Source organism: Streptomyces griseosporeus (assembly GCF_014656055.1).
Lineage (GTDB): Bacteria > Actinomycetota > Actinomycetes > Streptomycetales > Streptomycetaceae > Streptomyces > Streptomyces griseosporeus.
In genome coordinates this window covers 1,182,387-1,195,940 of sequence record NZ_BNBR01000002.1, presented here as the reverse complement: position 1 = coordinate 1,195,940, position 13,554 = coordinate 1,182,387, and the positions used below count along the sequence as shown (strand labels likewise).

At 73.0% G+C, this 13,554-nt stretch carries 16 protein-coding genes; 9 read left to right on the top strand and 7 right to left on the bottom strand.

Annotated elements, in window-relative coordinates:
* Window positions 1-23: 23 nt before the first annotated feature.
* Together IE308_RS14605 and IE308_RS14600 are read right to left on the bottom strand one after the other, a co-directional pair.
* Window positions 24-491, bottom strand: a complete 468-nt coding sequence (locus IE308_RS14605; RefSeq protein ID WP_110626783.1) for a pyridoxamine 5'-phosphate oxidase family protein — start codon at window positions 489-491, stop codon at window positions 24-26.
* A gap of 91 nt (window positions 492-582) precedes the next feature.
* Window positions 583-1,032: a Rieske (2Fe-2S) protein gene (locus tag IE308_RS14600; protein ID WP_110636133.1), complete on the bottom strand. Its 450-nt coding sequence runs from the start codon at window positions 1,030-1,032 to the stop codon at window positions 583-585.
* A 153-nt stretch (window positions 1,033-1,185) separates the two neighbouring features.
* On the opposite strand from IE308_RS14600, the gene IE308_RS14595 reads away from it, so the two are divergent.
* Together IE308_RS14595 and IE308_RS14590 are read left to right on the top strand one after the other, a co-directional pair.
* Window positions 1,186-1,950, top strand: coding sequence for a HipA family kinase (locus IE308_RS14595; protein ID WP_110626782.1), 765 nt, complete (start codon window positions 1,186-1,188; stop codon window positions 1,948-1,950).
* A 29-nt stretch (window positions 1,951-1,979) separates the two neighbouring features.
* Window positions 1,980-2,396: a DUF3037 domain-containing protein gene (locus IE308_RS14590; RefSeq protein WP_190218323.1), complete on the top strand. Its 417-nt coding sequence runs from the start codon at window positions 1,980-1,982 to the stop codon at window positions 2,394-2,396.
* A 70-nt stretch (window positions 2,397-2,466) separates the two neighbouring features.
* On the opposite strand, the gene IE308_RS14585 is transcribed toward IE308_RS14590, so the two are convergent.
* The gene (locus tag IE308_RS14585; protein WP_190218228.1) at window positions 2,467-2,907 is read right to left on the bottom strand and encodes an excalibur calcium-binding domain-containing protein; all 441 of its coding nucleotides are present in this window, start codon (window positions 2,905-2,907) and stop codon (window positions 2,467-2,469) included.
* A gap of 239 nt (window positions 2,908-3,146) precedes the next feature.
* On the opposite strand from IE308_RS14585, the gene fabG reads away from it, so the two are divergent.
* The 5 genes from fabG (at window position 3,147) to IE308_RS14560 (ending at window position 7,918) form a co-directional block, all read left to right on the top strand.
* Entirely contained in the window at window positions 3,147-3,908 is a 762-nt protein-coding gene (fabG, locus tag IE308_RS14580) for a 3-oxoacyl-ACP reductase FabG (protein WP_110626779.1), read from the top strand.
* A 13-nt stretch (window positions 3,909-3,921) separates the two neighbouring features.
* Window positions 3,922-4,689 carry an SDR family oxidoreductase gene (locus tag IE308_RS14575; protein WP_190218227.1) on the top strand — a complete coding sequence of 256 codons (768 nt, stop codon included), beginning with the start codon at window positions 3,922-3,924 and terminating at the stop codon, window positions 4,687-4,689.
* Between the two features lie 241 nt (window positions 4,690-4,930).
* Window positions 4,931-6,514 (top strand): ABC transporter substrate-binding protein, encoded by a 1,584-nt coding sequence (locus IE308_RS14570; protein ID WP_110626777.1) that lies wholly within the window; start codon window positions 4,931-4,933, stop codon window positions 6,512-6,514.
* A gap of 95 nt (window positions 6,515-6,609) precedes the next feature.
* A complete protein-coding gene (ung, locus tag IE308_RS14565; protein WP_110626776.1) occupies window positions 6,610-7,293 on the top strand; it encodes a uracil-DNA glycosylase in 684 nt (227 codons plus the stop codon).
* Window positions 7,294-7,435: 142 nt separating this feature from the next.
* Window positions 7,436-7,918 (top strand): hypothetical protein, encoded by a 483-nt coding sequence (locus IE308_RS14560; RefSeq protein ID WP_110626775.1) that lies wholly within the window; start codon window positions 7,436-7,438, stop codon window positions 7,916-7,918.
* Window positions 7,919-7,930: 12 nt separating this feature from the next.
* On the opposite strand, the gene IE308_RS14555 is transcribed toward IE308_RS14560, so the two are convergent.
* The 3 genes from IE308_RS14555 to IE308_RS14545 form a co-directional block, all read right to left on the bottom strand.
* Entirely contained in the window at window positions 7,931-8,431 is a 501-nt protein-coding gene (locus tag IE308_RS14555; protein ID WP_190218226.1) for a hypothetical protein, read from the bottom strand.
* A 113-nt stretch (window positions 8,432-8,544) separates the two neighbouring features.
* Window positions 8,545-9,060 carry a DinB family protein gene (locus IE308_RS14550; RefSeq protein ID WP_190218225.1) on the bottom strand — a complete coding sequence of 172 codons (516 nt, stop codon included), beginning with the start codon at window positions 9,058-9,060 and terminating at the stop codon, window positions 8,545-8,547.
* A gap of 43 nt (window positions 9,061-9,103) precedes the next feature.
* Window positions 9,104-9,697, bottom strand: a complete 594-nt coding sequence (locus tag IE308_RS14545; protein ID WP_190218224.1) for a TetR/AcrR family transcriptional regulator — start codon at window positions 9,695-9,697, stop codon at window positions 9,104-9,106.
* Window positions 9,698-9,801: 104 nt separating this feature from the next.
* Here IE308_RS14545 and IE308_RS14540 point away from each other — a divergent pair, with 104 nt between their 5' ends.
* Window positions 9,802-10,986, top strand: coding sequence for an FAD-dependent monooxygenase (locus IE308_RS14540; RefSeq protein WP_190218223.1), 1,185 nt, complete (start codon window positions 9,802-9,804; stop codon window positions 10,984-10,986).
* A 10-nt stretch (window positions 10,987-10,996) separates the two neighbouring features.
* Complete coding sequence (locus IE308_RS14535; RefSeq protein WP_190218222.1) at window positions 10,997-11,908, top strand: Gfo/Idh/MocA family protein; 912 nt, start codon at window positions 10,997-10,999, stop codon at window positions 11,906-11,908.
* Here IE308_RS14535 and lnt read toward each other — a convergent pair.
* Window positions 11,826-13,400: an apolipoprotein N-acyltransferase gene (gene lnt / locus IE308_RS14530; protein WP_190218221.1), complete on the bottom strand. Its 1,575-nt coding sequence runs from the start codon at window positions 13,398-13,400 to the stop codon at window positions 11,826-11,828. The two genes, IE308_RS14535 and lnt, sit on opposite strands and share 83 nt — an antisense overlap.
* Window positions 13,401-13,554 lie beyond the last annotated feature (154 nt).

Below are 13,554 nucleotides of genomic sequence, written 5' to 3'. Positions count from 1 at the left end.
CGGGTGCCGGTCGGGCGCCGCCGTCACACCGCGCCCAGCTTGCGGAAGTCCCAGGAGACGATCTTCTCCGGGACGAGCCGCAGCCAGGCGTGCCGGCCGTCGTGCGGCAGGCTGTCCAGGCCGAAGTACTTGCGGGCGAACAGGGTCTCCACGGCATCCAGTTCGGCGCACAGGCCGCCCGAGCGCGGGACCTCGCCCACCACCTCGACGGCGCCGGACAGCTCGGCGCCGCGCAGCTCGCCGTACTCCTCGCCGGTGTCCACCGCGATCGCCACCCGTGGATCGCGCCGCAGATCGGCCCACCGTCTGCTGCGCACCACCGAGTACAGCCACAGCGCCCGGCCGTCCCACAGGAACCACAGGGCGCTGACGTGCGGGGCGCCGTCGGCCGAGACCGTGGCGACCCGGCAGGTGCGCTGCGCGGTGAGGAACTCGTCCAGCTCGCCCGGCGTCATCATGATCTTCCGGCCCCGGCGCTGAGCGACGGTCATACGGCCCCCTCCGCTCCCCGTGGATCCCCTGCGGTCACGTCAGGGAAGCATGCGGGCCGGTGCCCGGGAGCGCAATCGGGGCGGCGGATCCTCACGCCAGCTTGATCGAGTCGCCGCTCACCGTGATCTGCTTGTCAGGCAGCGCCTTGGTCGCCGGGCCCTTCTTCACGCTGCCGTCGGTGACGGAGAACGCGCTGTGGTGGCACGGGCACGTGATGACGCCGTCCGCGACACCGCTCACCGTGCAGCCCTGGTGGGTGCAGGTGGACGAGAACGCCTTGAAGGTGCCCGCCGACGGCTGGGTCACCACCACACCGTGGTCCTTGAAGATCTTTCCGCCGCCCTCGGGGATGTCCGAGGTCTTCGCCAGGACCGTGCCCCCGGCGGCGGCGTCCCCCTTCGAGGGAGCCGTCGAAGACGAGGACGACGAGTCCTCCGAGCCGCACGCGGTGAGCGCGGCGGCGATGCCCACCGCGCCGACCGCCGCCACGACGGTGCGCCGGCTCGGGGCCGGGAAGGCCGAGGAGGCCTGCGGGGCCATGGAGGCCGAGGGGGTCTGGAGCGGTTCGCTGGTCATGTGTCGATGTCCCTTCCGGGGCCCTTCGCGATCTGCCGCTGTCTGGTACGCGTCGCAGGCCATCGCCGTTCAGACCGCAGGCATACCCGGCGGTGACCCTCGTCGTAACCTGGGTCGATGCTCAAGGAAGTCACCGCGACCCGCTACATCACGGCGCTGCGTGAGGGCGGCTCGCTGCCGGGGCTCGTCGAGGCCGACGACTTCGGGACCTACGTCATGAAGTTCACCGGCGCCGGGCAGGGCCGCAAGACGCTGATCGCGGAGGTCGTCAGCGGCGAACTCGCGCGCCGCCTGGGCCTGCGCGTGCCCCGGCTGGTGGCGATCGGCCTGGACCCCGTCCTGGGCCTCGGCGAGCCCGACCCGGAGGTGCAGGAGCTGCTGAAGGCCAGCGGGGGTCTCAACCTCGGCATGGACTTCCTCTCCGGCGCCCTCGGCTACGACCCGCTCGCCTTCCCGGCCGGACCCGAGGAGGCCGGGCGGATCGTCTGGTTCGACGCGCTCGTCGGCAACGTGGACCGGTCCTGGCGCAACCCCAACCTGCTCGTGCACCGGGGTGAGCTGTGGCTCATCGACCACGGCGCCACCATGATCTGGCAGCACCACTGGCCCGGCGCCGAGACCTCGGCCGCCCGGCCCTACGACGCCTCCGACCACGCCCTGCGACGGTTCGCGCCGGACATCGCCGGGGCCGCGGCCGAGCTGGCGCCGCTGGTCACCGAGGAACTGCTCGCCGAGGTCACCGCCGAGATCCCCGACGTCTGGCTGAGCGGCGAACCCGGCTTCGACACACCCGACGACCTGCGCCGGGCCTACGCCCGCCCGCTGCTGGCCCGAGCGGCCGTCGTCCACGAGCGCATCCAGGGAATCGAGGGGGACCGGTGAGCGAGCACCGCATCAACGTGGCCGGCGCGATGACCGAACGGCACATCACCCGGGCCGGGCAGGGCGGCGACCGGGACGTGTACGAGTACGCGCTGCTCAGGGTCGTACCGCGGGTGGAGCGCGGCGAGTTCATCAACGCGGGCGTGCTCGTCTACTGCCGAGCGAAGGCCTACGTCGGTGCCCGCACCCACCTCGACGAGGCGCGGCTGCTCGCCCTCGACCCCCGGGCGGACGTCGCCGGGATCCTGGCCGCGCTGGACGCCGTGGAGCGGGTGTGCGGCGGCGGACCGGGCGCGGGCCAGGCGGCCGGCGACGACCCCGGCCGCCGCTTCCGCTGGCTGGTCGCGCCCCGCTCGGCGATGGTCCAGCCGGGCCCGGTCCACACCGGCCTGACGACCGACCCCCAGGCGGAGACGGAACGCCTGCTGGAGCTGCTGGTGCGGTGAGCGGTGCCGTGGGCTCGGCGCGTGAGCGGGCCGAACCCGCGGTACCGTCAGCCGGCGGGTGCGCGCGGCCTCAGCGGCGCGGTGCCCGTCGGCGGCGTACCACGTAGCCGCCCGCGAGCGCGGCGCCCGCGACGAAGACGGTGCCGATCGCGATGTCCCACGCGGTGGGACCGGAACTCGACGCGCCGCCCAGACCTCCCTGCACGCCCCGGGTGGGCGCGAGGGTCGCCGGACGGGTCGGGGCCGTCATGGTCGGGGCGAGGGTCGCGGGTGCGGTCGGGCGGGTGGTCGAGGACGTCAGACCGCGGTGGGGAAGCCACTCACAGGCCACGCCGTCGTTGTCCTCGTCCAGCCGGTAGGGATCTCCCGGGGTGCCGCGGAAGACGGTCTGGGCGTCCTCCTGGTAGGTGAAGCTGTTGCAGTCCACGTCCTGAGCGTGGGCGGGCTGGGCCAGGGTCACGACCGCGGCTGCCGCGATCACGGTGCCGGCGACTCCAGTGCGGTGGCGCATGGAACGCCTCCTTTCCGGGCATGTAGGCCCGGCTTCGACGCTAGGAGCCAGGTGCCGCGGCGGCGCGCGGGTGTGGGCCGTACGAGTGGTGGAGCGGGCCCGGCGCAGGTAATGGATCACACAGGGTCGGTGTGCCGTTGACACCGCGTGCCAGGGCTTCTAGCGTCACGTCTGCTGAAGGTACTAAGCGGTCGCTCACCAACGGGCGCACATTCTCAAGGGCGAGGAGAACATCAGCCATGTCCACCACTGAGCAGCGGGTCGCCGTAGTCACCGGTGCGGCGCGCGGCATCGGCGCCGCCACCGCCGTCCGACTGGCCGCCGAGGGCCGCGCCGTCGCGGTGATCGACCTCGACGAGGCCGCCTGCAAGGACACCGTCGAGAAGATCACCGCCGCGGGCGGCCGGGCCATCGCCGTCGGCGCCGACGTCTCCGACGAGGCCCAGGTCGAGGCGGCCATCGCCCGCATCGCCCAGGAGCTCGGCGCGCCGACGATCCTGGTCAACAACGCGGGCGTGCTCCGCGACAACCTGCTGTTCAAGATGAGCGTCTCGGACTGGGACACCGTCATGAACGTGCACCTGCGCGGGTCCTTCCTGATGACCCGGGCCTGCCAGAAGCACATGGTGGACGCCGGGTTCGGCCGGATCGTGAACCTCTCGTCCTCCTCCGCGCTCGGCAACCGCGGCCAGGTCAACTACTCCGCCGCCAAGGCCGGTCTGCAGGGCTTCACCAAGACCCTCGCCAAGGAGCTCGGCAAGTTCGGCATCACCGCCAACGCCGTCGCCCCCGGCTTCATCGCCACCGAGATGACGAAGGCCACCGCCGACCGCGTCGGCATGGGCTTCGAGGAGTTCAAGGCCGCGGCCGCCACGCAGATCCCGGTGGCGCGCGTCGGCGAGCCCGAGGACATCGCCAACGCCGTCGCCTTCTTCACGGGCGAGGCGGCCGGCTTCGTCTCCGGCCAGGTCCTGTACGTGGCCGGCGGCCCCCTCAACTAAGGGACGAAAGCACATGACTTCCGTGGAACTCCCCGAGCTGTCGGGCAAGGTCGCCCTCGTCACCGGCGCCAGCCGCGGCATCGGCTACGGCGTCGCCGAGGCGCTCGTCGCCCGCGGTGACCGCGTCTGCATCACCGGCCGGGGCGAGGACGCCCTGAAGGAGGCCGTCGAGAAGCTCGGCGCCGACCGCGTCATCGCCGTCGCCGGCAAGGCGCACGACGAGGCCCACCAGGCCGAGGCCGTCGAGCGCACGATGGAGGCCTTCGGCCGGGTCGACTACCTGGTCAACAACGCCGGGACCAACCCGGTGTTCGGGCCGATCGCCGATCTCGACCTGAACGTCGCCCGCAAGGTGTTCGAGACCAACGTGATCTCGGCGCTCGGCTTCGCCCAGCGCACCTGGCACGCCTGGCAGAAGGACAACGGCGGCGCGATCGTCAACATCGCCTCCGTCGCGGGCCTCGCGCCCTCGCCGTTCATCGGCGCGTACGGCGTGAGCAAGGCCGCGATGATCAACCTGACGATCCAGCTGGCGCACGAGTTCGCGCCGAAGGTGCGGGTCAACGCCATCGCCCCGGCCGTGGTGAAGACCAAGTTCGCGCAAGCCCTGTACGAGGGCCGGGAGGAGGAGGCCGCCGCGGCCTACCCCCTCAAGCGGCTCGGCGTTCCCTCCGACATCGGCGGCGCCGCCGCGTTCCTGACCTCGGAGCAGTCCGACTGGATCACGGGGCAGACGCTCGTCGTGGACGGCGGCATCTTCCTCAATGCCGGCGTGGCCTGACCGCGACCGCGTTCCGCACGGGCGCCGCTGGACACCAGCGGCGCCCGTGTCCGGCGGGCCGACGGCCGGCGCACAGCCCGCTGACAACGTCGTCACCCCGCTGTCGTCACGCCTTTCTCACCTCGTCGGCGCCGTCGGGATCAACAAGGTGTTCAACCGCAGGGTGAGAAGCGGAGTCAATCGGCGTGTCACTGCGGTATGGTCTGCCGACCCTTGGTATGGCAGATCGAGGAGCGTGCGCGTGTTCAACCGGAACCGATGCCTGCGGCAATTGGCGGCGATCGCTTCCATATCCTCCCTGGTGGCCGGATGCGGCCTCCTGTCGGACGACGACTCCGCCGACGCGGGGCCGATTGTCGTGGGGACGACCAGCGCGCCCAGCACGCTCGATCCCGCCGCGTCCTGGGACGGCTCATGGGAGCTCTTCCGCAACATCTACCAGACGCTGCTGGCGTACCCGCAGGGCGCGACGACGCCCCAGCCGGACGCGGCCGAGAGCTGCTCCTTCACCGACGACACCAACCGCACCTACCGCTGCAAGCTGCGGTCGGGCATGAAGTTCTCCGACGGTGACACGCTGGACGCGAAGGCGGTCAAGTACTCCATCGACCGGATCAGGAAGATCGACGTGCCCGGCGGCCCCGCCGGACTGCTCGGCAGCCTGGACTCCGTGGAGACGCAGGGCGAGAACGAGGTGGTCTTCCACCTCAACCAGCCCGACGCCACCTTCCCGTTCGTCCTCGCCACGCCGGCGATGTCGATCGTGGACCCCGCCGAGTACCCGGCCGACGCCCTGCGCAAGGACGGTCACGTCACCGGGTCCGGCCCGTACACGCTGGACGGCTACGAGGAGGGCCAGAAGGCCGACCTCGTGGAGAACGAGCACTACAAGGGCTTCGCCGAGCGCCGGAACAACGCGGTCACCATCCGCTACTTCCAGGACTCCGACTCCATGGTGAAGGCGCTACGCGCCAAGGAGATCGACCTGACCTACCGCGGTCTGGCCGCCGACGACATCGTCGAGCTGCAGCACAAGGACCCGGGCGAGGCGATCCAGCTGGTCGAGGGCGCCGGGACCGACATCAACTACCTGGTGTTCAACCCCAAGGACCCCTGGGCCCGCAAGCCGGCCGTGCGCAAGGCCGTCGCCCAGGTCGTCGACCGCGCGGCCATCGCGCACAAGGTCTACAAGGACACCGTGGACCCGCTGTACTCCATGGTCCCCAAGGGCCTGACCGGCCACACCACCGGCTTCTTCGACTCCTACGGCGACCCGGACCCCGACAAGGCCCGCAAGACGCTCCGCGAGGCCGGCATCACCGAGCCCGTCCCGCTCACCCTCTGGTTCACCACCGACCGCTACGGCTCCGAGACCGCCGTGGAGTTCGCCGAGCTGAAGCGGCAGCTGGAGGGCTCCGGCCTGTTCACCATCACGCTGAAGAGCCGGCCCTGGAAGTCGTACGTCGAGGGCTACCAGAAGGGCGAGTACCCGGTCTTCGGCCGTGGCTGGTTCCCGGACTTCCCCGACGCCGAGAACTTCATCGCGCCGTTCGTCGGCGAGCAGAACGCCCTCGGTACGCCGTACCCGGAGCCCCAGATCACCGGGGTGCTGCTGCCGCGCTCGCGCCGTGAGAGCGACCGCGCCAACGTGGTCAAGGAGTTCGAGCAGGCCCAGCAGATCCTGGTCGACGACGCGCGGCTGCTGCCGCTGTGGCAGGGCAAGCAGTACATCGCCGAGAGCGAGGACATCTCCGGCGGTGAGCGGGCCCTCGACCCGTCGACGATCATGATGATGTGGGAGCTGTCCCGCAAGACCAGCTGGTGACCTCCCCCCCCCCGGGGCGGACCGGGGGGAGCGTTGTCAGTGGTCGCCTGTAGGTTCTGATGCCGGAAGCGACCGTACGACATAAGGACGTTGACGTGACCGACATCGCCATGCTGCCCGAGTCCTGGCGCGGGGTCCTGGGTGACGAGCTGCAGCAGCCCTACTTCAAGGAGCTGACGGAGTTCGTCGAGGAGGAGCGGGCGAAGGGTCCCGTCTATCCGCCCCGCGAGGAGGTCTTCGCCGCGCTGGAGGCGACGCCGTACGACCAGGTCAAGGTGCTGATCCTCGGCCAGGACCCGTACCACGGCGAGGGTCAGGGCCACGGCCTGTGCTTCTCCGTCCGCCCCGGCGTGCGGATCCCGCCGTCGCTGCGCAACATCTACAAGGAGATGCACGAGGAGCTGGGCACGCCGGTCCCGGACAACGGCTACCTCATGCCGTGGGCCCGGCAGGGCGTGCTGCTGCTCAACGCGGTGCTGACCGTCCGCGCGGGTGAGGCCAACTCGCACAAGGGCAAGGGCTGGGAGAAGTTCACCGACGCGGTGATCCGCGCGGTGGCCGACCGGCCCGACCCGGCGGTCTTCGTGCTGTGGGGGAACTACGCGCAGAAGAAGCTCCCGCTGATCGACGAGAGCCGGCACGTGGTCGTCAAGGGCGCCCACCCCTCGCCGCTGTCGGCGAAGAAGTTCTTCGGCTCCCGCCCGTTCACCCAGATCAACGAGGCGGTCGCCCGCCAGGGTCACGACCCGATCGACTGGCGGATCCCGGACCTGGGCTGAGACGTGCCGCCGCCCGGCCGCCGCCACCGCTGAGCCGGGTGGCCACCGCGTCCGCCGTTCCACCGGCGTCGCCTGAGCGGGAATGCCGGGGGCGGCGGTTAGCGTCGGGAGTGGATCATTGCCGACGGCCCGGAGGGACACCGTGGCGGAGCGACAGGGGCAGGCGGCGCAGGACGCCGTGCTGACACGGATCGGGCAGGTCGTGATGTTGCACCACGGCGGTGACCGCGAGGAGGCCCGGCGCCGCTTCCTGGACCTGTGGACGGAGCTGGGGGCGGACGGCGACCCGCTGCACCGCTGCACCCTCGCCCACTACCTCGCCGACACCCAGGACGATCCGGAGGACGAACTGGCCTGGGACCTGCGGGCGCTGACGGCGGCCGAGGAGCTGACCGGCGACCGCCTCGACCGTCACGAGGGGGCGCCCGCCGCCCGGGCGCTCTACCCCTCGCTGCACCTCAACCTGGCCGCCGACTACGTCAGGCTGGGCCGGGCGGACGCCGCCCGCGTGCACCTGCGCCGCGCCCGGGGCGCCGCCGACGCGCTCGCCGACGACAGCTACGGCGACGGCGTCCGGGCGGCCATCCGGCGGATGGAGCTGCGGCTGGGCGAGGGCCGCGGCTGACCGGACCGGCGCTCAGTGGCCGTAGGTCTGTGCGCAGACCCGGGCCTCGGTGCTGTCCGCGCGCCAGCCGCCGTACCGCTTGCCGAGGGCGCAGACGTCGGTGTTCTCGGGGACGGTGCCGTGCGCCGGCTCGGCGACGTCCGGCAGGTCGACCCGCGGGGGCCGCCGGTCGTGCCCCTGCCCGGGGTTCCGCTCCTGCGGCCGGGGGTGGGGCGGGGTGTGCGGGGCCCGGGAGCGGGGGGCGGCCGGCCGCGCCGGTTCCGGGTCGTCGGTCCCCGGCTCGGCCCGCCGGGACGGGCCGGCCAGTTCGAGCGCCTCGCGGGCCGGTGCCTGGACGATCTGCGGCTCGGCCGAGCCGTCCGGCCGGGGCACGGACGGCACGGACGGGGCGGACGCCCCGGACGGCGGAGTCCGCGGCCCGGAGACGGGCGGGCGCTGGACCGTCACACAGCCGGCGAGGGCCGAGACGGCCACGGTGACCAGGAGCGTTGCGGTGGTCGTCGTTCGATGCACCCGCGTCACTCTGCTGGTTCGGCCCCCGCCTTGGACAGCGGACAGGCGCACGATGCCCCACACGGGTGATCTCCGTCCCCTGGGGGAGGGGTTCGCGCTCGCCGCCGCTGACGTCAGTAGCCCGTGGCGCCGTCGATGCGCTCCCGGATCAGGTCCGCGTGGCCGTTGTGCCGGGCGTACTCCTCGATCATGTGGGTGTACAGCCAGCGCAGGTTGTACTGGGCGCCGGTCCGCCGGTGCCGGCCCTCGGTGAGGTCGTCCAGGCCGAAGCGGGCCGCGTTGCGCCGGGCGATCTCGATCTCGGCCTGCCAGGTGGCGTAGGCCTCTGTCCAGGTGTCCGCGTCGGTGAGGTGGAACTCGCCGTCCGGGTCCTCGTCGCTGAAGTAGATCGGCCCCAGGTCCTCGTTCACCAGGGTCCTGCGGAACCAGATCCGCTCCACCTCCGCCATGTGCCGCACCAGCCCCATCAGGGACAGCTCGGACGGCTCCACGGCGGCGGTCCTGAGCTGGGCCTCGCTGAGGCCCTCGCACTTCCACGCCAGGGTCCGGCGGTGGTAGTCCAGCCAGCCCTCCAGCATGGTGCGTTCGTCGGCGGTGGTCGAAGGCTGCGGGCGTTCGCTCGTCGTCATGGCCCGCATCCTGCCCGTCAACTCCGGTCCCTGCCAGGAGCTTTCAGCCGTTCAGCATTCCGTGGAGCAGTTCGCGCAGCCCTTGACGCAGCTCGTCCGGGCTCGGGGCCTCGGCGTTGTAGGACCCGGCGACGCAGGAGAACATCAGCCCGTCCGCCCAGGCGACCAGGGACAGGGTGTGCCGGGCGGGGTCGGTGGAGCCCAGCGCGGTGACCAGGCCGGTGAGCTGGTCGCGGAAGCGGTGGCCGGTCGCGTCGAAGTAGGTCCGCAGCTCGGGGCGCCGGGTCGCCTCCAGGGCCAGCTCGTAGCGGGCGAGGGTCAGTTCGCGGTTGCCGGTCAGCGCCCGGTGGGCGGCCAGGGCGAGGGCGTCCACGAGTGCGTCGAGGCCGTCGCGCGGGTCCGGCATCTCGTGCAGCCCCAGCACCCGCGCCTCGCGGTCGGCGAGCCGTCGTACGGCGAGTTCCAGCAGCGCCTGCCGGGTGCGGGCCACGTTGGACGTGGAGCCCGGCGGCAGCCCGGCCGCCTCGTCGACGGCCCGGTGGGTCAGGCCGCGCATGCCGCGCGCGGCGAGCAGGGCGAGGGCGGTGTCGGCCACGAGGTCGGCGCGGCCGGTGCCGGTGGGGGTGCGTGCGGGCATGGAGGCCAACCTACCCGCGCCCGACGCACGCACTACATCCGTAGTACAGTCGGAGTCTCGGGTCACTACAGACGTAGTGACCCTGGATGTCCGAAGGGGTGGCCATGCCGCAGTCGTCGCACGCCGTCGTCGTCGGAGGCGGTATCGGAGGGCTCACCGCGGCCGTCGCGCTGCACCGATGCGGAATGCGGGTCACCGTCCTGGAGCGGGCCCCCGCGCTCGCCCCGGTCGGCGCGGCCCTCTCGCTCGCCCCCAACTCCCTGCGCGCGCTGGACGTCATCGGCCTCGGCGACGAGATCCGCGGCCTCGCCGCCTGGCAGGGCGACGGAGGGATGCGCACCCCCGGCGGGCGCTGGCTCGCCCGCACCAGCGCCGAGGCCGCGGCCGAGCGCTTCGGCGGCCCGCTCGTCCTGCTCACCCGGGCCACGCTCGTCGACCGGCTCGCCGCACAGCTGCCGCCGGACGCCGTCCGCACGGGCGCCCGCGCCACGCTCGCCGACCCCGGCGACACCCACCGGCCCGCCCGCGTCACCACGGCCGACGGCGACCTGGAGGCCGACCTGGTGGTGGGCGCCGACGGCATCCACTCCGCCGTACGCCGCGCCCTGTTCCCGGACCATCCCGGGCCCCTCTACTCGGGGTTCACCACCTGGCGGCTCGTCCTCCCCGTGCCCGGCGTGGAGTTCGCCTCGCACGAGACGTGGGGGCGCGGCCGCCTCTGGGGCACCCACCCGCTCAAGGACGGCCGCCTCTACGCCTACGCCGCCGCCACCGCCCCGGCCGGCGGCCGGGCGCCGGACGACGAACGGGCCGAGCTGCTGCGGCTGTACGGCGACTGGCACGACCCGATCCCGGCCGTCCTCGCCGCCGCCCGTGCCGAGGACGTGCTGCGCCACGACGTCCACCACATCGCCCGGCCGCTGCCCGCCTACCACCGCGGCCGGGTCGTCCTCCTCGGCGACGCCGCGCACGCCATGCCGCCCAGCCTCGGCCAGGGCGGCAACCAGGCCATCGAGGACGCGATCGTGCTCGCCCACCACCGTGCCGACCTCGCCGCCTACACCGCCGCCCGCCGCCCCCGCACCACGGCCATCGCCCGCCGGGCCGTGCGGGCGGCCCGGCTCAGCATGGCCGGCGGCCGTACCGCCGTCGCCGTGCGCGACGCGCTGATCACCGCCGTCTCCCGCACGGGCCCCGCCCTGTTCCTGCGCGGCTTCGACGGCATCGCCGACTGGCGCCCGCCGCAGGCCCCGTATGCTGCCGTGCAGGCAGGAGCGGACACGCAGTGAAGGAGCCCCCGTGAAGGTCGGCTGCATCGGACTCGGCGACATCGCACAGAAGGCGTATCTGCCGGTACTGGGCATGCTGCCGGGGGTGGAGCTGCACCTGCAGACCCGCACCCCGGCCACGCTCACCCGGGTCGCCGACGGCCTGCACCTGCCGCAGGCGCAGCGGCACGCGGACCTCGACGCGCTGCTCGCCCAGGACCTGGACGCGGCGTTCGTGCACGCCCCGACCGCCGCCCACCCCGAGATCGCCACCCGGCTCCTCGAAGCGGGCGTGCCGACCTACGTCGACAAGCCGCTCGCCTACGAACTCGCCGACTCCGAGCGGCTGGTGACGCTCGCCGAGGAACGGAACGTCTCCCTCACCGTCGGCTTCAACCGGCGTTTCGCGCCCGGCTACGCGCAGTGCGCCGAGCATCCGCGCGAGCTGATCGTCATGCAGAAGAACCGCGTCGGGCTGCCCGAGGAGCCCCGCTCGATGATCCTCGACGACTTCATCCACGTCGTCGACACCCTGCGCTTCCTCGTGCCCGGCGAGATCGACGACGTGACCGTGCGCGCCCGGGTCCGGGACGGCCTGCTGCACCACGTGGTGCTCCAGCTCGCCGGCGACGGCTTCACCGCGCTCGGCGTGATGAACCGGCTCAGCGGCTCCACCGAGGAGATCCTGGAGGTCTCCGGGCAGGACACCAAGCGGCAGGTGGTCAACCTCGCCGAGACCATCGACCACAAGGGCCAGCCGACCGTGCGCCGCCGCGGCGACTGGGTGCCGGTCGCCCGGCAGCGCGGCATCGAGCAGGCCGTCCTGTTCTTCCTCGACGCCGTGCGGGCCGGGAAGGTGCTCAGCGCCCGGGATGCGCTGGCGACTCATGAGCTGTGCGAGCGGGTGGTACGTGCGGTGCGGGAGCGCTCTTCCGCAGCCTGAGCGCCCGCGCCCCCTCCGTCAGGGACAGCGCCGCCAGCACCAGCAGCGCCGCGTGCACCGGCCAGTCGCCGAAGCGGACGTACGGCGTGACACCGTCGGCCAGCGGCAGGTCGTATATCGCCGTGGTGCTCGTGTCCGTGCCCAGCCACGGGCCTATGCGCTGCCCGGCGGGACCGTAGACGGCGGAGACACCGGTCAGCGTGGCGTGCACCATCGGGCGTCCGGTCTCCGCTGCGCGCAGCGCGGCCAGCGAGGCGTGCTGCGCGGGCGCCCAGCTCCCCTGGAAGGACGACGTGGACGACTGGCCGACCAGCAGGTCCGCACCGTCCTCGGTGAGCCGGCGGCTCATGTCGGGGAACGCCGTCTCGAAGCACACCAGCGGGCCCAGGTGCAGCCCGTGCCCGGCGTTCATCAGCACCTGCTCGGTGCCGCGCCTGCGATCCTCGCCGGCCGCCCTGCCGACCGAGGTGGCCCAGCCGAGCAGGGAGCGGGCGGGGATGTACTCGCCGAAGGGGACGAGCCGCATCTTGTCGTAGCGGTCGCCGGTCGGGCCGTCCGCGCCGACCAGGACCGAACTCTTGTAGATGCCGGGCCGGTCGGAGCGCCGCGCGTCCACGTTGACCAGGACGTCCGCGCCCGTCGCCCGGGACAGCGCGGCGATCCGCCGGGCCAGGTCCGGCCGTTCGCCCAGGTCGTAGCCGACGCTGCTCTCGCCCCACACGATCAGATCGACGTCCTGACCGGCCAGTTCGCGGGTGAGCCGCTCCTCGCGGTCGAAGCGCCGGTCGCCGCTGTCGGTGCCGTCCACGACGCCCGGCTGGACGACGGCGATCCGGGCCCGGCCGTCGGCGTCGGGGCGCGGGGACCACACCCAGGCCGCCGAGGTGGCCGCGGCCGTGGCGACCAGTCCGGCCATCGCCGGGACCCGGGCCTCGCGCACCGCGACGAGCACGGCGACGGCCACGTTGACCGCCACGAGGAGGAAGCTCAGCAGCCACACCCCGCCGACCGACGCGAGCCGCAGCGCCGGCGTCACCTGCCACTGGCTGGCGCCGAGCATGCCCCACGGGCCGCCCAATCCCTGCCAGGACCTGACCAGTTCCACGCACAGCCAGGCCGACGGCAGCACGACCAGCGCCGCCGCGACCTGCCCGCGCGTCGGCACGCCCGTCAGGAAGCGGCGCACCAGCCAGGCCCACGGCGCCCACAGCGCGCCCAGCAGGCCCGCGATGACGACGGTGAACACGTGCAGGCTCGGCAGCAGCCAGTGGTGCATCGCCAGCATGAACCCGAACCCGCCGCACCAGCCGTCGTACGCCGCCCGCCGGGGCGTCGGCGCGGCGCGCGCCAGCAGGATCCACGGGACGAGGGCGGCGTAGGCGAACCACCACCAGGAGGGCGCCGGAAAGGCCAGTACGGGAAGGGCGCCGGCCACGGCGGCGAGCGTGCCGCGGCGCCAGGGGGAGGCGAGCCAGTCGTCGAAGGTCTTCATACGGCGCCTCCCTACCCCGTGGGGCTCCAGTGTTGCGCGCGGGATGCGATCCCGGACAGGGGGCGGGGTCCGGTGAGGGATCCGGACCAGGTGTCACGCGCACGTGCGCGCCGCCAACGGCCCCTCGTCATGGCGGAGTTGGGGCCGCGACCCG